Origin of the sequence: Brevibacterium sp. ZH18, from assembly GCF_022748595.1 — a bacterium.
Classification (GTDB): Bacteria; Actinomycetota; Actinomycetes; order Actinomycetales; family Brevibacteriaceae; genus Brevibacterium.
In genome coordinates, this window is the sequence record NZ_JALDSX010000013.1 from 47333 (window position 1) to 69840 (window position 22508).

At 62.8% G+C, this 22508-nt stretch carries 16 protein-coding genes; 6 read left to right on the top strand and 10 right to left on the bottom strand.

Annotation, left to right across the window (positions count from 1 at the left end; all coding sequences use genetic code 11):
• The first annotated feature begins 334 nt into the window (after nt 1-334).
• Nucleotides 335-1873, top strand: a complete 1539-nt coding sequence (locus tag MPN20_RS07250; RefSeq protein ID WP_242780856.1) for an alanine/glycine:cation symporter family protein — start codon at nt 335-337, stop codon at nt 1871-1873.
• Nucleotides 1874-1970: 97 nt separating this feature from the next.
• Here MPN20_RS07250 and fbaA read toward each other — a convergent pair whose 3' ends face one another.
• The gene (gene fbaA, locus MPN20_RS07255; RefSeq protein ID WP_242780831.1) at nt 1971-2993 is read right to left on the bottom strand and encodes a class II fructose-bisphosphate aldolase; all 1023 of its coding nucleotides are present in this window, start codon (nt 2991-2993) and stop codon (nt 1971-1973) included.
• Nucleotides 2994-3268: 275 nt separating this feature from the next.
• Between fbaA and MPN20_RS07260 the strand changes: the two genes are divergently transcribed.
• Complete coding sequence (locus tag MPN20_RS07260) at nt 3269-4591, top strand: MFS transporter (protein ID WP_242780832.1); 1323 nt, start codon at nt 3269-3271, stop codon at nt 4589-4591.
• 125 nt (nt 4592-4716) lie between these two features.
• Nucleotides 4717-6471 (top strand): FAD/NAD(P)-binding protein, encoded by a 1755-nt coding sequence (locus MPN20_RS07265; RefSeq protein ID WP_242780833.1) that lies wholly within the window; start codon nt 4717-4719, stop codon nt 6469-6471.
• A gap of 151 nt (nt 6472-6622) precedes the next feature.
• Here MPN20_RS07265 and MPN20_RS07270 read toward each other — a convergent pair whose 3' ends face one another.
• From MPN20_RS07270 to MPN20_RS07285, 4 genes are read right to left on the bottom strand one after another with little or no spacing between them, the layout of a single operon-like run.
• Nucleotides 6623-8887, bottom strand: a complete 2265-nt coding sequence (locus tag MPN20_RS07270) for a helix-turn-helix transcriptional regulator (protein WP_242780834.1) — start codon at nt 8885-8887, stop codon at nt 6623-6625.
• Nucleotides 8884-9873, bottom strand: coding sequence for an LCP family protein (locus MPN20_RS07275; RefSeq protein WP_242780835.1), 990 nt, complete (start codon nt 9871-9873; stop codon nt 8884-8886). The genes MPN20_RS07270 and MPN20_RS07275 overlap by 4 nt, the downstream gene beginning before the upstream one ends.
• Entirely contained in the window at nt 9870-11003 is a 1134-nt protein-coding gene (locus MPN20_RS07280) for an aminotransferase class I/II-fold pyridoxal phosphate-dependent enzyme (RefSeq protein WP_242780836.1), read from the bottom strand. Before MPN20_RS07280 ends, MPN20_RS07275 begins: the two co-directional genes overlap by 4 nt.
• A complete protein-coding gene (locus MPN20_RS07285) occupies nt 11000-12907 on the bottom strand; it encodes an SDR family NAD(P)-dependent oxidoreductase (RefSeq protein ID WP_242780837.1) in 1908 nt (635 codons plus the stop codon). The genes MPN20_RS07280 and MPN20_RS07285 overlap by 4 nt, the downstream gene beginning before the upstream one ends.
• 321 nt (nt 12908-13228) lie before the next feature.
• Between MPN20_RS07285 and MPN20_RS07290 the strand changes: the two genes are divergently transcribed.
• Nucleotides 13229-14299 carry a glycosyltransferase gene (locus tag MPN20_RS07290; protein WP_242780838.1) on the top strand — a complete coding sequence of 357 codons (1071 nt, stop codon included), beginning with the start codon at nt 13229-13231 and terminating at the stop codon, nt 14297-14299.
• Complete coding sequence (locus tag MPN20_RS07295; protein ID WP_242780839.1) at nt 14289-15335, top strand: glycosyltransferase family A protein; 1047 nt, start codon at nt 14289-14291, stop codon at nt 15333-15335. The genes MPN20_RS07290 and MPN20_RS07295 overlap by 11 nt, the downstream gene beginning before the upstream one ends.
• Nucleotides 15336-15348: 13 nt before the next feature.
• On the opposite strand, the gene MPN20_RS07300 is transcribed toward MPN20_RS07295, so the two are convergent.
• Both MPN20_RS07300 and MPN20_RS07305 read right to left on the bottom strand, forming a co-directional pair.
• Complete coding sequence (locus tag MPN20_RS07300) at nt 15349-16443, bottom strand: EpsG family protein (RefSeq protein ID WP_242780840.1); 1095 nt, start codon at nt 16441-16443, stop codon at nt 15349-15351.
• Nucleotides 16440-17900 (bottom strand): polysaccharide biosynthesis tyrosine autokinase, encoded by a 1461-nt coding sequence (locus MPN20_RS07305; protein WP_242780841.1) that lies wholly within the window; start codon nt 17898-17900, stop codon nt 16440-16442. Before MPN20_RS07305 ends, MPN20_RS07300 begins: the two co-directional genes overlap by 4 nt.
• Before the next feature lie 290 nt (nt 17901-18190).
• On the opposite strand from MPN20_RS07305, the gene MPN20_RS07310 reads away from it, so the two are divergent.
• Nucleotides 18191-19438 carry a hypothetical protein gene (locus MPN20_RS07310; RefSeq protein ID WP_242780842.1) on the top strand — a complete coding sequence of 416 codons (1248 nt, stop codon included), beginning with the start codon at nt 18191-18193 and terminating at the stop codon, nt 19436-19438.
• A 49-nt stretch (nt 19439-19487) separates the two neighbouring features.
• Here the strand turns inward: MPN20_RS07310 and MPN20_RS07315 are convergent, their stop codons facing one another.
• The 3 genes from MPN20_RS07315 to MPN20_RS07325 all read right to left on the bottom strand — a co-directional run bounded on the left by MPN20_RS07315 (nt 19488) and on the right by MPN20_RS07325 (nt 22505).
• Nucleotides 19488-20129 (bottom strand): hypothetical protein, encoded by a 642-nt coding sequence (locus tag MPN20_RS07315; RefSeq protein ID WP_242780843.1) that lies wholly within the window; start codon nt 20127-20129, stop codon nt 19488-19490.
• On the bottom strand, nt 20126-21715 hold the full coding sequence (locus MPN20_RS07320; protein WP_242780844.1) for a polysaccharide biosynthesis tyrosine autokinase: 1590 nt from the start codon (nt 21713-21715) through the stop codon (nt 20126-20128). The genes MPN20_RS07315 and MPN20_RS07320 overlap by 4 nt, the downstream gene beginning before the upstream one ends.
• Before the next feature lie 202 nt (nt 21716-21917).
• Nucleotides 21918-22505, bottom strand: a complete 588-nt coding sequence (locus MPN20_RS07325) for a low molecular weight phosphatase family protein (RefSeq protein ID WP_242780845.1) — start codon at nt 22503-22505, stop codon at nt 21918-21920.
• Nucleotides 22506-22508: the final 3 nt, after the last annotated feature.

Sequence of the window (22508 nt, forward strand, 5' to 3'; positions counted from 1 at the left end):
TCTCCGCGTCGTCTTTGCCGGAGAGATCCGCACCACATCTTACGGATTCTGTCCCAAATAGTGAACTGCATCATATGATCCGCTTCACTCTGCAATCACTTTGCAACCTCGGCACCGCGCGCCTCGATCACGGTTCCCGCCTGGATCCAGGGGCCCAGCCGCACTGGATTTGCGTCACAAGTCACAATCAGATTGACTTATGAGGTCAATCACAGAGAAGGCACAGCTTTTTCTCGATTTCAGTCAGAGGCTTCAGCTCGACGTTTCGACCGAAATCCGCACCGTCACTTCCGAAGACAAACCCAACCCCGTCCCTCCCAATGATTGGAGAACCGTGTCCGCAGTCCTCGACTGGCTCAACGGCATCATCTGGTCGTCGGCGCTCGTGTACCTGTGTCTTGGTGCCGGTGTCTACTTCACCATCCGTTCCCGAGCAGTGCAGATCCGTCAGATCAAGGCGATCTTCACTCAGATGTTCCGCGGCAAGAGCTCGGATGAAGGCGTGTCCTCATTCCAGGCGCTGGCCATGTCCCTGGCCGGACGCGTGGGCGTCGGCAACATCGCCGGCGTCGCCACCGCCATCGGCTTCGGCGGTCCCGGCGCCATTGTGTGGATGTGGATCTCCGCGCTGCTGGGTGCCTCCACCTCCTACGTCGAATCCACCCTCGGCCAGGTGTTCAAGGATCAGGACCCCAAGACCGGCGAGTACCGCGGTGGCCCGGCCTACTACATCGAGAAGGCCTACCGTCACACCAAGGCCAAGGGCCTGTTCAAGGTCTACGGCATGGTCTTCGCGTTCGTCACCGTTATCGCGATGAGCTTCATGCTTCCGGGCATCCAGTCCAACGCCATCTCCGGTGCCGTGGAGAACGCATGGAATCTCCCGACCTGGGGCACTGCAATCATCCTCGTCATCATCATGGCCTTCATCGTCGTCGGCGGCGTCAAGCGCATCGCCAACTTCGCCTCTCTGGCAGTGCCCTTCATGGCCATCATCTACATCATCGCCGCGATCGCTGTCACGGTCTTCAATGCCGACCAGATCATTCCTGTCCTCGAGCTCGTCTTCAAGTCGGCCTTCGGCGTCGACGCCGGTCAGGAAGCTGCCTTCGGCGGAATTCTCGGCATGGCCGTCCAGTGGGGCGTCCAGCGCGGAATCTACTCGAACGAAGCCGGACAGGGAACAGGTCCTCACGCGGCTGCTGCCGCCGAGGTCTCGCACCCGTCGAAGCAGGGTCTCGTCCAGGCCGGCTCGGTCTACATCGACACTCTCTTCGTCTGCTCGGCGACCGCGTTCATGATCCTCTCGACCGGTATGTACAAGGTCTTCGACGCCGACGGTGAAACCATCATCGGCACCGGCCGAGGACAGATGGCCGAGGCGATCGCCGCAACTCCTGGTGAGAAATGGCCGCAGGCCGGTCTCGACACGATGATGTCCGGCTTCGGCGCGGGTTTCATCGCGATCTCGATCTTCCTCTTCGCTCTGACCACGATCGTCGCCTACTACTACATGGCGGAGACGAACCTGGTGTACCTGCTGGGCAAGGCCAAGAACCCTGCCGTCGTCGCCGTCGGCAAACGAGTCCTCCAGCTGGTCATCCTGATCGCCGTCGCCGTCGGTGCGATGTCGACTGCGGGCAGCGCCTGGGCACTCGGCGACATCGGTGTCGGGCTCATGGCATGGCTGAACATCATTGCGATCCTCATCCTGCAGCAGCCTGCGTTCAAGCTCCTCAAGGACTTCGAACGTCAGACCAAGCAGGGCCTGGACCCGGTGTTCGATCCGGAGAGCCTGAACATCCGAAATGCGGAGTTCTGGACCAAGCGACTCGCTCGCCTCGAATCAGGCGTCGAGGTGCGGAAGGGCTGAGTACTCGCCAGGCACCAGCTATACACAACTGAATACACAGCGAGGTCCGGGACAATGGCGTCCCGGACCTCGTGTCGTTCTGCGGTGGTGCTTCAGCTCACGTGAGCTTGGTTCCCGCGGAGCCGAGGTTCCGGCAGGCTTCGACGATGCGATCGGCCATGCCGGCCTCAGCTGCCTTGCCGTAGGCGCGCGGATCGTAGAGCTTCTTGTTGCCCACCTCGCCGTCGATCTTGAGCACTCCGTCGTAGTTACGCAACATGTGCTCGACGACGGGACGGGTGAAGGCGTACTGGGTGTCCGTGTCGATGTTCATCTTCACGACACCATGGCGGACCGCCTCGGCGATCTCTTCGGCGCTCGAACCCGAGCCACCGTGGAAGACGAGGTCGAAGGGCTTGTCCTTGCCGACCTTCGCACCGACGTCGGTCTGGATCTCACCGAGAAGCTCGGGACGCAGCTTCACATTGCCCGGCTTGTACACGCCGTGGACGTTGCCGAAGGTCAGCGCCGTGAGATAGCGGCCCTTCTCGCCGGTGCCCAATGCCTTTGCCGTGGCCAGACCGTCGGCGACCGAGGTGTAGAGCTTGTCGTTGATCTCGTTCTCGACACCGTCCTCTTCGCCGCCGACGACGCCGACCTCGATCTCGAGGATCGAGTGCGCGGCCGTCGAGAGCTCGAGCAGCTCCTCGGCGAGGATCAGGTTCTCATCGAGGGGAACCGCGGAACCGTCCCACATGTGCGACTGGAAGTAGGGCTCGCCGCCGTTCTTCACGCGTTCGGTCGAGAGCGCGAGCAGCGGCTTGACCCACTCCTCGACCTCTTTCTTCGGGGCGTGGTCGGTGTGCAGGGCGATGTTGACGTCGTAGCTCTTGGCCACCTCGGCGGCGAAGACGGAGAACGCAATCGCCCCGCGCACACGGTCCTTGATCGTCGGGCCGGAGATGTACTCGGCACCGCCGGTGGAGATCTGCACGATTCCATCGGAACCGGCCTCGGCGAAACCGCGGATGGCTGCATTGATCGTCTGCGAGGAGGTGCAGTTGATCGCCGGATAGGCGAAGCCCTCAGACTTCGCCCGGTCGATCATCTCGGCATACACTTCGGGGCTTGCAATGGGCATATGGGCTCCTTGGTCGTTCGGGGTGATGCGCTTTCGGTTGCTCCCAGGTTACTCGGTCTCCAGCGGGCGGCAGAAGCACTCCCCGCCGTACACACCAAATTCTCACTGGCCGGATTCCTTCCGTTCTCACCTGCGAGATCCCTTACGCTCGCACCTGCAAGATCCCTTACGCTCGCACCTGCAAGATCCCTTACGCTCGCACCGCCGGGCCCCTGTGCTCGCCGAGGTGGCCGTCCGTTCACCTCGAACACCTGCAGATTCAGTACAGTGGCGTCATGCAGACGAATCCGAGACCGGCCGCTGGGTCCCGTTCGAGAATACTCAGCTGGGCCCTCTGGGACTGGGGGTCGGCGTCCTTCAACGCCGTCATCATCACCTTCGTCTTCGCCCCCTATCTGACGAAGAGCGTGGCGGCCACTGAGGAGGCAGGCTCCTCGGCTCTGGGCTGGTCGACTGCTGCCGCCGGCCTCATCATCGCTCTCGTAGCACCAGCTGCCGGTACTCGGGCCGACTCCGGCGGTCGTCATAAGCTCTGGCTCGGTGTCCACACCGGAATCGTCATTCTCACGATGTTCGGCCTCTTCTTCGTCCGCGACTCCCCCGAATACCTGTGGCTGGGGCTCCTCCTCATCGCCATGGGCAGTGTGTTCTTCGAATTCGCCGAAGTGTCCTACAACGGCCTCATGGTCCGCATCACCCGGCCGGACAATGTCGGGAAGGTGTCCGGCTTCGGCTGGGGCATGGGCTATGCCGGCGGACTGGTCCTCCTCGTCCTCCTGCTCGTCCTCGTCATCTCCCCCGAGGTGGGGCTCTTCGGCGCCGGGGACGAGGGCGGCATGCGCTTCCGTGTCGTCGCCGTGCTCTCAGCGGTGTGGTTCGCGATCTTCGCCCTTCCGGTGCTGTTCACCGCGCCCAGTGCCAAGGCAGCGACTCCTTCCGACGGACATCCGATCCGAGCCTTCGTCTCCGACTATGCGGCGCTCGTGCGCCGCCTCGTGCGGATGTGGAAGGAGGAGCATCAGACGCTGCGCTTCTTCATCGCCTCGGCGGTGTTCCGCGATGGGCTGGCCGCGATCTTCGCCTTCGCTGGGGTCCTCGCCGCAGGCAGCTACGGCTTCTCCGCTTCCCAGATCATCGTGTTGGGAGTCGCCGCGAACGTCGCTGCCGGCACGGGCGCGATGATCGCCGGCTATTTCGATGACCGCCTCGGCCCGAAGCCCGTGATCATCGCCGGTCTCATCATCATCCTCCTGGGCGGGATGCCGATCCTCTTCAGCGGAAACCCGACGGTCTTCTGGGTCTGCGCGCTCGTCCTCAGCTTCTGCGTCGGGCCCGTTCAGGCGTCGAGCCGGTCGTTCCTCGCCCGGATCACCCCGCCCGAACGCGCCGGCGAGAACTTCGGCCTCTACGCCACAACCGGCCGCGCGGTCAGTTTCCTGGGACCGGCGATGTTCGCACTCTCGATCACGATCTTCGGCTTCCAGCGCGCCGGTGTTCTGGGGATCCTCCTCGTCCTACTCGTCGGGTTGTTCCTCATCGTCCCGGTCAAACCCGATGCACCTCGTCATTCGATGCAGGCGCAGGTCGAAGAGCCTTGAGAATAAGGCTGCGGACGGCAGGCAGACCGAAACGTACCGAACTGAGATGAATTCGTCATCATCGGATGACCCCAGGACGATCTATCCTGAGAACATCGTGTGCCGTTTCGACGAAAGCATTCCCAATGACGAGAAATCCCCCAACACTGGACCTGGACATCGCAGTCCTCGGCTCAGGAGCCTCGGGCACTCATGGGCTGCTGCAGATCCTCGCACTGCTGACCGAGCGAAAGTCTTCAGCCGATGACATGATCCGCATCGCCGTGATCGATCGCGATCAGCAGTTCCACTCAGGCATCCCCTATGGTCACCGTTCCGGCCGGTCTTCTCTGCTGATCTCGGCACTGGAGAGTTTCCTTCCCGACCGCGAACGCAGCGAATTCATCGGTTGGCTGGAGGAGAGACGAGAGGAGATGCTCGACTGGGCGAGGGACGGTCGAGCTCCCGACTCGCCTCTGGCCTGGGCCATGGAACGAGACTGGATCCTCCGCCATGAGAACGAGGTGCGCGACGGACGGTGGGACGAGCTCTATCTTCCGCGCAGGCTCTATGGTCAGTATCTCTCGGAGCTGGTCGAGCGCACCGTCGAAGCGGCCCGAGGGGTCGTCGAAGTCGACTTCCTTCATGCCGATGTCAATGAGGTGATCCGCGACGGCCATGGTGGTGCCACTCTACGTGAGCGCAGCAGTGACGGTGAGGTTCAGTTCGAGGTCCACGCTCATTCCGTGCTGCTGGCCATCGGCTCGCCCCCGGTGCGAAGTCTCACTGTGCACGATGCCCCGGTTGAAGCCCCAGTTGATGCCCCGCGGGCCCCAGGGGCTCCGATCAACGCCCGCCCAGCCACCGCGCACTCAAGCCTTGCCGCTGTCGATTCCCTCCTCGACGTCGGCCTCGTGGCCGATATCCACACGCCTGAGATCGAGCATGTCATCGCGAGGATCAGAGCGAGACTGAAGTCCCTGCCGGTCGAGAAGCGAACGATACTGCTGATCGGAGGGAATGCCGATGCCCTCGAGTTCCTGCTCGCCTCGCACAGGCTCCGGCAAGACACCGGCGCCCGACTCGTCATCCTCTCCTCACGAGGGCGCCCTCACTACTGGCACCATGACCTCCCGGATGAGCAGGCCTCGACCCCGGTCCTCGACAGCCTGTTCGCGGCCGCGGAGGCAGGAACTCCCCTACGCGCCCGGGACCTGCATGCAGCGGTGCGCGCAGAACTCACCTCGGCGCTCAACCGCGGAAACGTCAACTCGACGATTGCGGCTCTGATCACTGCCGTCGGCTCATCTCTGCGGTACATGGACGATTTCGAGCTGTTCTCGATGGCCACCGACCACGGAGTCGCCATCTCCGATCTGCTGCGCCGGGCCGGCGGCGATTCCCTCGACTTCCTCACCGACGGCATCGCGGACGGCACCATCACCTGCATCCCCGGACGGTTTCGCGAAGCGCGCATCCATGACGATCTGCTGTTCGCCACTGTGGATCAGCTTCCCGGTTCAGCGTCCACCCCGAGCGACGGCGTCCCCCACGACGACCCTTCGAACCTCCCGGCTCACGGCTACGCCGTGATCGTCAATGGAACCGGTTTCGAACGCGTGACGGACACCCGCTCCCCGCTGCTGCGGCAGCTGCTCGGCACGGGAACCGTCCACGCCTCAGCGTCGAGGACAGGACTCGCCCTGGACGAGAAATTCCAGGCGGCTCCGGGCATCTTCGTCCTCGGACCGCTGATCGCCGGACACCATCATGGCGCCTCTGCCTATTGGCATATCGAGAGCGTGGCCCGCATCATCCAGCTCGCGGGCGCGGTGGCCCAGAGCCTGGTCACCGAAACCATCAGCAGACGCTCGATGAGACAGCGCCTCCTCACTCCCTGAATTCGCCGTTCTCACCTGGCGGGCAGCGCACACCCAACTGGCCCTCGGCCGGTCAATGCCTGTGGCATTGACACCCGCAGTGAGCAAGCCGAGGCGGCAACGCTGCCGACCATCGGACTGGTCCCATTCCGCCGTCGCGACCTCACACGGCCTAGGACCTCACTGAGCCGAGGTAGCCCAGCACACGAGCACGCGCCACAGCGGCTTCACGTCCGTTGACTCCGAGCTTCTGATAGAGGGACGAGAGATTGTTCTTCACCGTTCCCTGGACCAGCAGCAGGTCCCGGGCCATCTCGGCGACGCTTGCCCCTTGATCGAGCTTTTCGAGCAGTGTCATCTCACGGTGCCCCAACACCGGAAAGTCGACTAACCCGACGACTGCCCCACCGAGGCTGCTCAATCTGTCCATGCAGGAAGCGAGGGATTCGCTGCCGAAGGAAGCTCGACCCACCGAATGCGACGAGGGGGCGAGCACCTCTGCAACCTTGCGCAGAATCGGCTCCTCGGCACTCATGCGCAAGAGCTCCTGCCGTTCGACCAAGGGAAGCCGCACGATCGGCAGCACGGTTCCCAACAGGACGGAGAGCTCCAACAGCTCCAGAAATGCCAAGTGCGCCGCCTCACGATCTCCGACCCGCAACAGCGCCGCGGCTTTGATCCCAGTCAGTTCGGCTCGGTTTCGGGTGTCGACGTGGTTCTCGTAGTACTGCGCCTCGGCGATGCGGACCGCGGCATCGTTGCGCCCGGCCACCAGCTCGCTGCGCGCAAACAGCACCTGGCTCATCCCCGAGAGGCCCGTCAGCGTCTCCAGCAGCACTTCCGCTCGATGCAGCTGACCGAGGCTGATCAGCATGCTGATGCGCGAAGCCACAAGCATCTCTGCAGCACCTCCGGTGACTCCGACTCCATTCGCATGCATGTCGATCGACTCCTCTGACCGAAGCAGAGTCGACCGCGAAGGCGCCACCAGCTGCGAGAGAAGGCCTTCGATGATCGGCACGTGGTAACTCAGATCTCCCATCTCCGGATAGTTGCGCATTCTGCGCATCGTCTCCTCCGCCGCGCTCAGATCCAACTTGTCGAGGCTGCGATATGCCTCCACCACGAGTGCGGCCGGCCGGAAGCTCTGCTCCTGCACGAACGGCGGAACATCGAGTCGAGCGAATTCGACGATCATTGCGTCAGCACGCTCGTAGTCACCGGCAAGGTACGCGGCCAGCGCCGTCCAGGCCATGACGGCCGGACCGAGGAAGTCCCCGACCACGCTGTCTTCCTTCACCTCGTCCTCGATCGATCTCAGCAGCGCCAGTGCGCGCCCCGGTTCGCAGGCGAGCACACTGTGAATCGACGCGTGCAGGCGAACGATGCGCCGCGGACGTCGCACCACTCCGCTGGATACCCAGCTGGCACCTGCCTCAGCTGCATCGTGGTGTCGGCCAGTCTCCCCGAGCCCGGCCATTTCACTCATCACCGTGTGAAAGCGCGATGGTGCCCCTGCATCCTGCGGCACCGTCCGCCCGGTCGGATGCCCGACCGTGTCGTCCGCTGCCCCCAGTTCGCGACGCAGCGCACCTGGTGCAGTGAATCGGGCAACCTGCTCCCGCGCCCGCTCACCCAAGGTCGCTTCAGCGTCGGTCTCGGCGCCGAGCATCGCTTCCTGCACCATGGTGGCCACCGTAGTGACCTCCTCAAGCTCAGGAATAGTCCGCAGTGCCTGTGCCGGCAGCTGGGCGAACGCCGCCACGCTCGACCGATGGTAACGGTAGAACATAGGATATCCGCAGGCGAGGAAGATGCGGTCGAGCAGTTCCCAGGCACGCGCCCTCCGCGCTAACACCAGGGCATTGTCTACCAGCAGCGATTCGGGAGTGCTCGCAAGTTCAAGCTGTGCGGTGAATGCTTCGGCCAATGACCTCTCGACTGCCGCGGCGACGCCCTCGAGCCCTTCCTGTACCAGACTCTTCCGTGCCCAGGCAGCGATGAGCAGAGGAACGGACCAGGGCGATTCCTCCGGCCCAGCCATCACCGCGCCGGCGATCTGCAGTCGCAGCAGTACGGTCGGACCATCTGCCCAGGCGGGTTCCATCCAATGCTCGGCCGCGACATCGAAAGCGACCTGTGCAACGCCTTCGTCGAATCCGTCGAGGAGCGAGAGGACCTCGAGTGCATGCTGATCGGACCGGGACAGTGGGAGCGAGAAATCGTCAGTCTGCGAGACGACGAAGTCAGCCAACCCCGCCGACCCCAGCAGCTCGTCCAGACTGCGACCGGTCGTCTGAACTGCCGCCACAGCAGCATCGGCAAAAGGTGCCCAGCCCCCGCTGGCAGCGTGGATGAGCCGTGCTTCGCTTTCATCGAGATCGAACTCGGCCTGCAGCTCAGCTGCAGTGAGCTTCTTCGCAGCTTGATCGATCATCGGCGTCGGTCTTCCGCTTCGAAGGCGTAGTCGGAGACGGAATCATCGGCAATCGCCTGCTTCAGCCTCTCCAGACCGCCCCGATCGGCGATGAGGCGCGTTCCGTCGTCAGGGACACCAGAGTTCTCAGTCGGTGCAGCGACGAAGTCGAAATCGTCTGCGCTGATCCCCTTGAGCTCGGACGCCAGTGTCACCAGCGTGCTGGCGTTGAGCCCGGAATCCACGGTGAGGAAAGGACTGAGCGCTCGGACCAGTTCAGACATCTTCAGCGGATTGAGCTCGTAGTCTGCCGACATCACCTGGGAACCCATCGCACGGAGAAATTCCTGCTGATTGCGGATCCGCTGCAAGTCACCGTCAGGGAACGCCGAGCGCTCCTGAACGAAAGCGAGCGCAGCTGCGCCATCCAGCGCATTGAGCCCGACCGTGAAATCATGGCCACCGGATTCGAATGCCGTTGACGAATTGACCTCCACCCCACCGACGAGGTCGGTCAGATCGCTGAGTCCCGCGAGATCGACGACCGCTACATGGTCAATGGTGATGTCAAGGAACTCTGAGACGGTCCGCACAGCCAGGGGCAGACCGCCGACCGCAGCAGAAGTCTCGATGGTGTTGTGGCCATGGCCGGACACACGTACCCAGGTGTCATTCGGGATGGACACGAGTTGGACTCCGCTGCGATCCGCAGGAATATGAGCGACCATGATCAGATCGGTGGTGAATCCGGTGGAAGCTGCACTGGTTGCAGCGGGTTCTGCAGCGTCGGTGCCGAGGAAGAGAATGTCTGTTGCAGTCGGCCCTTCATCCTTCGCGCCCTGCTTCGATGATTGCAGCTGTTTCGCCAGAGCAGGGTCGTCCGACTTCGCGGTCCCGGCGTCCCAGACCAACCCCAAGTACCCCGTGTACGCGCCCACACCTGCGCCGAAGAGGAGGAGGACGACGACTATGAGGCCCGTCCCGATGATGATCGTCTGCTTCTTCATACTCCGACTGCCTCTTCGACGAGGGCTGCGATCTCCGCAACCACTTGGTTCCTGTCTTCTGGTTGCAGATCAGTGCTCGAAGGCAGCGCAAGTCCGGTTTGGAACAGTTCCTCTGCGCGGCCTGTGATGTAGCGCCGATCGCAGCCCTCGTGCACGGGCTGCAGGTGCATCGGTTTGAACACCGGTCGAGTCTCAACTCCACGCCGCAGCAGGGACTCGCTCAGCGACCAGGCATCAGTGCCTGATTCGGGGTCGACGACGAGCACACTCATCCAGCAGTTGCCGTCACCGGCGTCGAGAACCTGCATGCCGTTGTATCCGCTCAAGGTCTCGTCATAGGCCCGGTGATGGGAGCGTTTGACAGCCACAATCTCATCGAGTCTCTCGAGCTGAGCCAGACCGAGCGCTGCGAGGAGGTTGGACAAACGATAGTTGTATCCGACTTCGGTGTGTTCATAGTGGACTACCGGCTGCCGCGCCTGGGTCGAGAGATAACGGACGCGGTCGGCAGTCTCGGAATCAGAGCAGAGCACCGCGCCGCCTGAAGAGGTGGTGATGATCTTGTTGCCGTTGAAGGACAGTGCGGCCACGGCGCCGAATGAACCCGCCGGCTCCCCTTCCAGGCTGGCGCCCAACGACTCAGCCGCATCTGAGATGACCACGGCCCCGTAGATCGAAGCGATCTGCCCGATTCGCAGGTAGTCGGCAGGGCGTCCATAGAGATCGACGGGCACCACCGCCCGGATCGGACGTGACGAGGCGAGGGAGTCGGCGCATGCGGCTTCGAGTACCGCAACATCCATCAGACCCGACTCATCGCAGTCGATGAACACCGGTTCAGCCCCGACGTAGTGCAGGGCATTGACCGTCGCGGCGAAAGTCAGTGTCGACACCGCCACACGATCCCCGAGCCCGATCCCCTGCACCAGCAAGGAAAGATGCAGGGCTGCAGTTCCCGAACTCACTGCCACTGCGTGAGAGCGGCCGGTGATGTCGGCCAACCAGGATTCGAACTCATCGAGCTGCGGACCGGCCGGAGCCACCCAGCCTGAGCGCAGTGCGGTGAGCACCGCTGCCTCTTCCTTCGCTCCGACAGATGGGATGCACAGGGGAATACGCATCGCCATCATGCCCTTCCCATCCCGGCCAGGTCGAGCCCGACAGGTGTCTGTCCCAGCTCGATCACTTCCGCTTCGGGCATTTCAGCGGGAGCTGCGGCGATCGGCGCCGCAGCGTCGATGCCCTCCACAGTCTCTACGTAGCAGTCCCGAATGTTTGCAAGCGAGGCGCTGGGGACGGGAACTGCAGTCGGGTCCAGTGGTGAGACCTCAACCGTCCACGACACACCGTTGGCGGAGGTGCGCTCAAGCTCATCAGGAGAGAAGAGCTCTTCGTGCAGCTTCTCCCCCGCGCGCAGACCGGTGTAGACGATAGGACAGGACCGCCCGGTCAGTGCCATCACTCGTTTCGCCAGATCGACGATGCGCACGGGTTGCCCCATGTCGAGCACCTGCGTCTGGCCGCTGCCGCCCAGCGCCGCCGCCCGCAGCACCAGCAGGCAGGCTTCGGGAATGGTCATGAAGAACCGTGTGACGTCCGGATGTGTCACGGTCAGCGGTCCGCCGCGGCGGATCTGCTCGGCGAAGGAGATGAGCACCGATCCGCGCGAACCGAGCACATTGCCGAAGCGCACCGAGACATATGGAAGTCCCGTCTCCGCGGCGAAGTGCGCGGTGAAGCGCTCCGCGACGAACTTCGACCGTCCCAGTTCGCTGCTGGGATTCGCCGCCTTATCCGTGGAGATATTGACGAATCTGCCGACACCGTGCTTCTGCGCCGCGCGCAGCACGTTCAAGGATCCGTGCACATTGGTCTTCCACCCCTCGGCGGGATAGCTTTCGAGCATCGGGAGATGTTTGAGCGCCGCAGCGTGGATGACGATGTCTGGTTTGTGCGTGGCGAAGGCGCGGTCCAGAGCCTGGGAGTCACGGATATCGGCGAGGACGAGGTCAGGAGAATCCATCAGCGCTCGGCCTTCGAGGCTCATACACAGTGAGTGCAGCTCCGACTCATCGCGGTCGAGCATGATCAGTCGGCTCGGACCGTGCCGCGAGATGATCCGACACAGCTCGGAGCCGATGGAGCCGCCGGCTCCGGTGACGAGGACGGTGCGCCCTTCGACGAGATGAGAGATCTGATCGCTCTCAGGTTCGATTGCGGGTCTGCCGATGAGATCGGTGACATCGAGGTCACGGATGTCGGAGAGTCCGATATCAGATGAGAGCATGTCCAACGGAGAAGGCACAGCCCGCACCCAGGTCGTCTCCGGTTCAAGGCGCTGGACCAGCGAGGCGAATACCTGCGCAGGTGCAGCGGCGATGCCGACGATGACTCCGGCGGCATGCGAAGCGGCGACCACCTCGGCGACGGAGGCGGTGGTGCCACGGACCGGAACACCATGGATCAGCTGCCTGGCCTTGGTCAGGTCATCGTCGATGATGGCCACGGGACGGTAGGGGCTGAGCGGATCCGCCATCATCTGAGCGACAAGGGAGGCACCGAGATCGCCGGCACCGACGATGACGACCGGTTCTCCCGCCACGGGGACGAGTCGAAGCTGTTGGAGGACTCGGACGACCTGCCTGACGAAGACCATCAGAGCCTGGGCGAAGAGCAGTGCGAGAAGCAGCCAGGGGATGTCCTCCCGGTATTCCGGCACTGCGCCCATCACGGCAGTCCCTGTGAAGAGGACGGCAGCGACCAGGCCCTGATTGCGCAGTTCGCGGTCTGAGCCGAGCTGATACCGATTCCGGTACAGCGACAGCAGGTAACCCAGTCCGAGCTGGCCGATGACCAAGGCCGGCAGCAGGAGGAGGAACTCCCCGCCCCAGACCCGCCCGAACAGGGAGACGACGAGGAACCACGAGATGACGAGGGCTGTCCCGTCGAGACAAGCCAGGCCGAGAGCACTGGAGTAGGGCCGACGACGAGGAGTGTCACCGGCGGGCGGCAAGGGGGCTGAGAGTTCATTCATTGTTTTCACATGCCCTAGGATTCTCCAGGCATCTCACAGCCACTAGGGGGTTACCTCCGGACAGCCGCGTGTCACTACTCTGTCACGATCAGGTCATCACTGGCCCCGATACTCAGTCACCCGGAGTGAGCTGGGAATCGTGCTCGAAACGCTCCCCCGTCGCCTCTCGGAGGCTCAACCCTCCCTCGTCGCCGCCGTCGACGGTCAACCGCATGGAGTCTGCGGATGTCCGTAGCCTGGGGTGCTTTCGGCGAATCGAGATGAGTCGCTCTCCTATTCTGAGATAGTCGACGAGTGCAGCGATAAGGGCGGTGACGCAGAATGAGAATCGGTTTATTGGCCAGCACCGGTGGGATGCTGGATTCCTTCTTCATCGAGATCGCGGAATCATGGCGGTCTCGTGGACACACTGTCAGCTTCGGCGCCGGGACTCCTATGGTTTCGGCCCAGGCGACAGTGATTCCTGGGCTCTCCCGACGTCCCGACCCGAGAATGGTCCGAGCCCTGGCAGGTCTGAGGCATTGGTCGGACCGCGAAGATCTGGATGTCATCGTCACGAACTCGGCGACTGCCTCGGCGCTGGTGCGACTGGCCGGAACCAGAGCACCCGTCGTCTACTTCTGCCACGGGCTGCACTGGAACGAGGCCCATTCGATCGGGGATCGGATATGGCCGGTCATCGAGCGCATGCTTCTTCCGCGCACCGCCGGCGTCATCTCACTCAACTCGGACGACCGGCGCTGGTTTGCCCGACACCTCGACGGCAGCCGTCATCTGCATCTGCCCGCAGGCGTCGGCCTCGATTTGGCCGACTACCCCATCCGGGAGCTGCCCGACGGCCCGCTTCGACTGTGCTGGATCGGTGAGTTCTCCACTCGCAAACGCCCGCACCTGGCGCTGGACACAGCTTCCGAACTGTACCGGCGAGGGACCGACTTCCACCTCGAGATGCTCGGAGAGGGGACTTTCCGCACGCAGATCCGGGCTGAGATCGCGGACCGCGGCCTGGCGGGTATCGTCACCGCCGAGGGCCCCGGAGACGCAGCCGCTGCGCTCTCGAGGAGCCATGCCCTGCTGCACACCGCGCAGTGGGAAGGCCTGCCACGAGTCATGTTGGAGAGCCTGTCGATCGGACGACGCAGCTACGCCTTCGATGTCAAGGGAGTCCGCGACATCCCTCTGGCGCAGCTGACAGCCGACGGCGACTCACCCGGACTGGCGGCACGGATCGTTGCGGATTGGGATTCGGGGCGTCTGCGCGAACCTCTGGTCTTCGACCGGGCTGTCCTCGACTACTCACATGCAGCCACTGGGATTCGACAGTTCCTGCCCACCTTCATCGACGTCGCTTCGACGACTCCCACAGCGCAGACAGATCCCCATGTCGAATGATGCTCTGATCTCCGTCATCGTCCCCGTCCACAACGGCGAGAAGTACTTGCCGGGCTGTCTGCGGTCAGTACTCGCCCAATGCCATGAGAACCTCGAACTCATCGTCGTCGATGACGGTTCCACCGATGGCACGCCGTCGATCCTCGCTGACTTCAGCTCTCGAGATCCGCGGATCATTCGCCTGCTGACCAACCATGAAGGCGCTTCAGCAGCACGCAATGCCGCGCTCGCCGAGGCACGCGGCGAATGGATCATGTTCGTCGACGCCGACGACGAGCTGCTCAGCTCCTGCCTTCTCGAAGCCGTCGCAGGGTGCACCGGGTCCGCCGTCGACGTGGTCACCTTCGAGACCGGCAGCGACCCCACCTCCATCGCCGATGCCCGCGACGCCGCGCTCCTCGCCCGGCACAGGTGTGAGGCCGAGCAGATCCGACGCACCGGTCCTCGACCAGTCCTCGACTCCGCCTATCTGGGGCCGAGCATCATAGACGAATCGTTCAACACTGTGTGGAACAAGGCCTACAGTTCCGCAGCCGTGGCCCGTTCAGGCGCGCGATTCCCGGTCGGGATCCACCTCGGCGAGGACCTGCTCTTCAATCTCGACTTCGTTCGAGCCGCCGCAACAGGCTGCCATCTCTCCCTGCTGGGCTACTACTACCGGCGCGACAATTCCGGTTCAGTGACCAAACGTTTCATTTCCGGCAAACATGATGAGCTGATGCTCGTCAATGACTCACTCCAACAGCTCGCTTCCGACCTAGACTCGTCCGGCCTGCTTGGCGCGGCCGGATACATCCGCGCCAAGAATGCGGTGTCCTCGACCAGAGACCTCCATCATCGAGACTGCCCACTGCCCATGCGGGAGAAATTGGCCGCTGCCGAACGGTATCGGAGCTCGGCTGCACACGTGGACCTCCGTGGCCTGAGAACCGTTCCGTGGGTGTTCGGTGCCATCTACAATCTGATCGGCTACCGTACCCTGTTCTTCCTCACCGGACTTCTCGCCGCGGCGAATCGAAGGTCGACGAAGAGCTGAACCGGCGTGGGCCTCAGGTGTTCAGCAGTTTGTCCATCGCACCGATGTACTGACTCCACCCGAGGAAGGCGACCATGAGCGCTACACTCCCCAGACCCTGTCGCCACCCTTTCAGACAGAGCACCGGGATGGTCACGATCAAGGGCACTATCGACCAGGAATAGGCGGCCACTCTGTCGCTGTAATAGACGAATCCCAGTCCCAGATAGTACGTATTGAGAATGATGAAGGCGTGGAACAGCTGCCGGTACCACTCTGGAAGCGCATCGATCGTCCGCAGCACGACATAGCCCATCACCAAGACGCAGAGGCCGAGTATCCAGAAGTCCAATCTGTTCGTTCCGCCCGTGTACAGGTCGGCATTCTCAGGGTCGGTGTAGGTTTCGAGCTCTTCTGAGCCAGCGGCGAACGGGGACAGCAGGGTCGCGTTGAGTCCTGTGAGGAACAGCAGAGAGAACACCCCCCACACGCCGATGAGGAAGGGAGTGGAGGCTTTCGGCAGGAAGCGGACGCCGAGGAGCAGCAGCGCTGCAGGTATTGCCGACCAGTGGAAGAGAGTCGCAATAGCCAGCCACACGAGTGTCTGCCACAGTCGAGTCTGCCGGCAGATCGAGACTACAGCGAGCAGGATGAACAGCAACGAGAGTCCCTGTCTCAGCAGGTAGCTCGAATACCCGGTGAAGAACCCGAAGCAGAAGGTGACGTAGTAGACGACGGTCACCTGCCATGTCGACCGCAGCAGCCAGAGCAGGGCAAGGGCGAGCATGATCGAACCCAGCAGTGCAACGACGAAGAAGTAGACCTTCGGGTCATGGGTGAAGAGACCGATGAGCCATCCGAGCACGAGGAAAGCGGGTTCTCGGCCTTCGCTGTCGTAGGTGTAGAAGACTTCGTCGGTGGGCGCGAAGCTGAGGATCTGGAACTCCGTCGAGTAGATCGCCTTGTCGGAGACGTCGTAGTTCCCCAGAGCCGCAACAATGGTGTTGATCAGGACCAGAGAGATCAGCGGAAGCAGAGCATTGCTCCAATGACGCAGCTGTGGGACCCTCCAGCTCAGCACGAGCATGAGAACCCAGACAGTCGTCAGCCCGAACCAGATGGCGATCATGATCGAGCAGTGTCGCCGTCGTCGCGGATCAGTGGCATCGGGCCTGTCGGAAGACCCGTCGCCGTTCCGGAGGCGACATCGGCTGAGATCAAATGGACCCCCGGCTGCGCGGAGTCGATTCCGTACGTCCGGTTCCGGTCGACCTCTGCCGAGGACAGTTCGGACCTGTTGAGAACCAGACCTATCGGTGCACCCAGCTCGTCCAGGGCACGGACGGATTCCGCGACGGCGCGGGCCTTCACCCGCCCGGCGCCGGCAACAAGAATGGTCCTGCTGGCCAGTCGTGAGAGAACGAGGCTGTCTGCCACGGGCAGCAGCGGAGGACCATCGAGAATGACGAGATCGAACCTGCCTGCGAGCTCGGACACCAATTCAGCCATCGCGCGGGTCTCGAGCAGCTCAGTGGGATTGGGTGGAATCTCTCCGGCAGCAAGCACGCTGAGATCGTGCTCGCCCCAGGACTGCAGCAGATCGCTGAGGTCGAGACCGCCGACCAAGGCTGTCGTGAGACCGACAGCATTCTCCAGCCCCAGTCGCGAGGAGACATTCGGTCTCCGCAGATCGGCGTCGACGAGGACCACGCGCTGACCCGCACGAGCGCTGGCGATCGCCAGGTCGACGCTGAGCGTGGTCTTGCCCTCCCCCTGCTGCGCCGAAGTCACAAGTAGGACGGAGCTGTCGTCGTCGACGTGGGCAAAGCGGAGATTCGTCCGCAGCCGAAGAATCGACTCACCACGGACACCCGCGATTGCGGGACCGTCCCTGGTGGACTCGTGGACGATGCTGCGGTCCTCGGGCACTGCCGCCATCAACGGCGCCGAGGTGATGGCCGCCAGATCGTCCTTTGTCCGTACAACACTGTCGAACATCCCCCGCACAACCGCGATGGCGGTGCCGACTGCCAGTCCGAGCAGCGCTCCGATGAGCACGAAGCCCACTTGAGGCAGGCCGTCCGACTTCGTCGGCGCCACCGCCGCGTTCGCTTCGATCAGGTCGATCGCCGCCGAGTCGGTCTTCCCCGGGTTCTCGAGCCGTCCGATCCTCTCCGTGAGACTGCGGGCAACAGCAGTCGAAAGCCGCGCCGCACCATCGGCGTCCGCGGCCCGAGCCTGGACCGTGATGAGCACCGTCTCCGGGTCACTGAAGGCTTCGACCTGCCCGGCGAGATCTTCTGCGGTGGTGTCGAGTTCAAGTTCGGAGACCACAGGCTCGAGCACGGATTCGCTTCCGACCATGCCCACGTAGGTCTGAATGCGCTCCTTGATGAAGTCCGATGCCATCCGCATTTCGTAGGGATCACCCGAGGTGGGCACCGACACGAACAGCTCGGTACGTGCTGTATACGATGGCGGGAACAGAACCGAGGCCCCGAAGCCTGCCAGCCCACCGGCCACCATTGTGACGATGAGCAGCACTATGTGGCGGCGGAGAAGGTACAGAAATTGCTGGATTTTCATCAGACATCAGCTTCAGTCGGGCCGGCGAACCAGCGTAAGACAACATCGAAGTTCGGCTCGATGTCCAGGACTCGTACTCACCTTCTCAGACTAGTGAGACTCGCCTCAGGAAGGATCCCCAGCTGGCACTGACTACGGTTACCCGCGTGGGATGCACGGAATGCCGCACATGTCCGAAGAACAGCCGCAATCCGACTCGGAAGCCAGCTGTCCGGCAGCTGCCGAGGACCATACTGGAAACTGGTCCTGATCGTCCGGGGCCGAGCTCATCATCGAGGAGGAAAACGCCGTTGCACAATTCTCGATCCGCTTTCGCCCTGGTCACTTTGGGCAATATCGCGGTTGCCGGCGCCCAGTGGTATTTGGTGTGGCTGTTCGCCCAGCAGAGTGGACCAGTCGCTGTCGGCCACTACTCCACGCTGATTGCGATGATGACACCTGTCTTCATCGCCTCGCAGCTGGGACTGCGCAACCTCTTCGTCACGTTGCAGAGGACAGTTCGCTGGCGCATCTATCTCGGATGTCGCCTGGCCACGGTCGGCCTGTCCGTCGTCATCATCATCGGGCTGGTCATCTTCGGACCTGCCCAGATCCACACTGCACTTGCATTGCCACTGCTGCTGATCAAGGTCAGTGATTCTGTCGGCGACCTGTTCTATGCGCGGCTGCAGAAGACCGAGCGTCTCTTCGCCTTCGGTCTCATCCTCATCGGCATGGCCACCGTCAGCGCAATCACGGTCACCGTGGTGATGCTCATGACCGGATCGATCATCACCGCACTGTGGTCCGCGGCCGTCGTGTCTTCCACCGGCACCATGGTCACGATCTGGGTCGCCTCCGCCGAACCGCCAGAGACCAATGCCGACATTGCCTCACGGACGTCGGTGCGCTCCGAGGTCCGAACACTCGTCTCCGCGGGGATCCCGATGTCCCTGATGCAGGGCGTCTATTCCCTGCTGTCCTATGTTCCGCTGGCTGTGGTGGCCTGGTTCGGATCACCCGGCGACGTCGGGCTCTACGCTTCGGCCGCGTACCTTGTCGTCTTCGCCAATCTGGTCGGCGCATCCATCGAAACCGTCGTCCTGCCGGCTTTTCGCACTGTCCGCGAGACCGAAGGCCCGTTGGTGCTGCGGCGCAGGGTGAAGCGGATGTGCCTGATCGCCTTGACCAGTCTCATTCCCTTCGTCGTCCTCGCACTATTCATCGGGCCATGGCTGCTGTCCGCCGTCTACGGTGCGGATTTCGTCCTCTCCCGGCAATCAGTGCTCTACCTCTCCCTCGCAGCCCTCTGCACCCTCCCGACCTATCTGGCTTCCGCGAATCTGCTTGTCCTCAACCGCTATTGGGCGACCTTCTTCGTCGGCGGCACCGCGATCATTGCAGTCCTCGCAGGCGGCGGAATCGCAGGCATGGCCGGAATGGCTGCTGTGGAAGCAGGATGTCTTGCGGTATTCATCGGGTCACTGACACGCCTGGTAGGTGAGTTCACCTGTTCTCGACCTCGCCGCAGCGCACCGACTGTCGCGTCTGCGTCCTAACGAGGGCGCGTCGGCCCAGCCCCACCTCCGGATGGTCCGGAACGCGGCATCAGGCTCGTTCGAGGGGTCCGTGCTGGTACTCCCAGTCGACCATCTCGTAGACGCTCGGGAGCATCTGGTCGATCATCAACTGGCTGATTGCATCCCAATCTTCATGCGGATCGACCACATCGTCGAACTCCGGCCCGTCGGAAGGCGGCATGCGGGAACGCTGTGCCAGTGAGACCAGGTTCTCCCAGCGCTGCCGGGAGGAAGATTCGCCGGTCGGCGAAAGTGGATGAATGATCCGTGCGAATTCGCGCAGGGTGAAGGTTCGTCTGAGCGCACGCGGGTCGAGCGTCACCACCTGGCTCCGATGCCACCGCTCCATGCCGATCACCAGATCCGCGTTGACGATGTCGGAGCTCTGCAGTCGTTTGGCGCGAAACTCACTGAGGTCGATTCCCCAATCCCTCGCCAGGGACCGCACATCGTTCGTCGCACCTGCTCCGCTCACTCCCGCTGTACCCGCACTGTCGAGGATGAATCGTCCAGGAGCGACTTCGTCGAACCCCTGCTGCAGCAGACCGGCGGCAAGCGGTGAACGGAAGAGGTTTCCGGTGCAGACCACGAGAATTCTGTATTCATCGCCTCGTCCGTCCCCGGCGGACCGGATGAACGATTCAGACGGCGGCTCACCCTTGGTCGTCACTTGTCGGCGGCCCGTCCTCTGGCCCCGGACCTCGTGGCTGCATCGGCCGATCCTCGAACTCGCGGCGAGACCGCCCGAGTGCGAGCTCCCGGCCAGACCCGCGGTGAGCGTGTCGAGTTCTCGGCACTGAGCTCTCCCACCAGCCAGCCAGCCGGCTCCGCGTGTTCGTCGAGGACTGTGTGCTCCCCGCTCAGCGTCGCTCCGCGACCGGGTTCAGGAGACAAGGCGGCCGCTGACGTTGCTGGCGCATACGTCTTCGAATATCCGGTCAGGTCCGCATGTCCCAATGGGACTTTGTTGATGACGAGACTGATCGGAGTATCGACTACGGACAGGTCTTTCAGAGCTTCTTCCAACTCATTGTGCGAGATCTCATTCACAGCGATGACGTGGATGATCCGTCCAGCTGTCTTCGCCAACAGCAGTCCGTCCGCGACCGGCAGCACCGGCGGACAGTCGAGAATGACTGTGTCGAAGTCATTGCGAAGAACCGTCATGAGTGCAGACATCGACCTCGAATCGATGAGCTCCACAGGGTTGGAGACTCTCTCACCTGCCGTCAGCACATAGAGTTCGTCCTGTCCCCACGGCTGCAGCAGATCATGGACGTCCGCGGCACCTACTAAGGCTGTCGTCAGCCCCGCGGAGTTCTCCAGTCCGAGTTTGTCCGCCACAGCAGGCTGGCGCAGGTCGACATCGACCAAGGCCACTCTCTGCCCTGACTGCGCCAACGAAATTGCAAGCTGCACACTTGTCGAGGTCTTTCCCTCGGCAGGAACCGATGACGTGACCACAATGACATTGTTCGAGTCCTCGACTCGAGCGAATCGCAAGTTGGTCCGCATGCGCCGAATCGCCTCCGCATATGGGGAGTCTTGATTGGTCGCCGTCACCTCAGGCCGGGTCTCGGACTCGCTCCTCACTGGCACCGAGGCAAGAATCGGCGCCGAGGTGACTTCACGAACATCGGCGATATCTCGGACCTTGGAGTCCACCGCAGATCGGAACAGCGCAATTGCAATGCCCAGCGCCGCTCCCAGCAAGGCGCCGATCGCAGCGCAGACCCACCTGACAGGTCCACTGGTCGCCGTCGGAACGCTCGCGTCGTTGGCTACAGCCAGACGAATGCCCGACTGCGCCTTGCCATGACGGGATTCGAGATCGGTGATCGTTGTGGTGAGGTTGTTCGCCACTGCCTCGGACAGTCGAGCTGCACCGCCTGGCGTTGTGGAAGTCCCGCTGATTGTGAGCAGCACGGTTCCATGGTCGGACGAGGCTGACACAAACTCAGCCAGCTTCTCGGGACTGAGCTTCAGTCCCAAATCCCGAATGACCGGCTCAAGCACGAGTCGGGAGTCGGCCAGATCAACATAGGTCCTCAGCCGTTCCTGGACGAAGGCCGACGCGATCTGCTTCTGATCCGGATTCGAGGCCTCGACCGTGGACACGAACAGCTCGGTCTGCGAGGTGTACTCGTCAGGGAGCATCATGAACACACCCACACCGCCGATACCACCTGCCAATACCATCACGATCAGCAGTGCGGCGTTCTTCCGCACTATCCGCATGAAGTCGATGATGCTCATCTCAGGTCCAATCAGGTTGAAGTGCGAACAGCGGCGGTGATGTTTGGCTCCAACTGTACTGTCGGCGGAATCAGGGCGGTCAGTCTCATTCCGGAGCTTGCGGCGTCCCGCAATGACCCTGCGGATGCTGGTCCCACAATGACCCTGCGGAGGCTGCTGCCGCTCCAGGCTCATCCGGGACTATTCGGACAGAACCCCGCCCTCAGCGACTGCTGGCGGGAGTGCATCCCTGCACGTCCCATGCGCGAATCGTCTCAATGGCGGAGACTATCTGTGTACTCATCCGTTCATACGCCCGTGCCGACCGATTTCGCGGGTCGACGACGTCATCACCGCTCCCGTCTCCCTCCGGAGGAGTTCGATAACGGGGGGCAAGGGCGACAAGCGACTGCCACCTCCCGGTCCGCGTCGCCCGCGCCTCGGGCCGCACGGTGGGAAGGATACGGGCGAACTCGCGCAGGGTGAACGTGTTCCGAAGTGCCCTCGGACTCACACCCACGACCTCGCGTCTGAGCTCCCTGTCCATGACCAGGATGAGATCGGCTTCAGAGATCATCGCCTCATCAAGCTGACTGGCGACGAATCCATGCAGGCGAAGTCCCCGGCGCGACGCCAGTCGCAGCACCTCCACTGCGGCCGGACGCCCAGAGGCGGCCTGAGTTCCGGCACTGCACACAGTGAACTCACCTGGAGCTTCGGTGTCGAGATCGTGCTGGAGCATCCTTTTCGCCAGAGGAGAACGGCAGACATTGTCCCTGCCGACGACGAGTATCCGAAAGTCTGTGGGCATCAC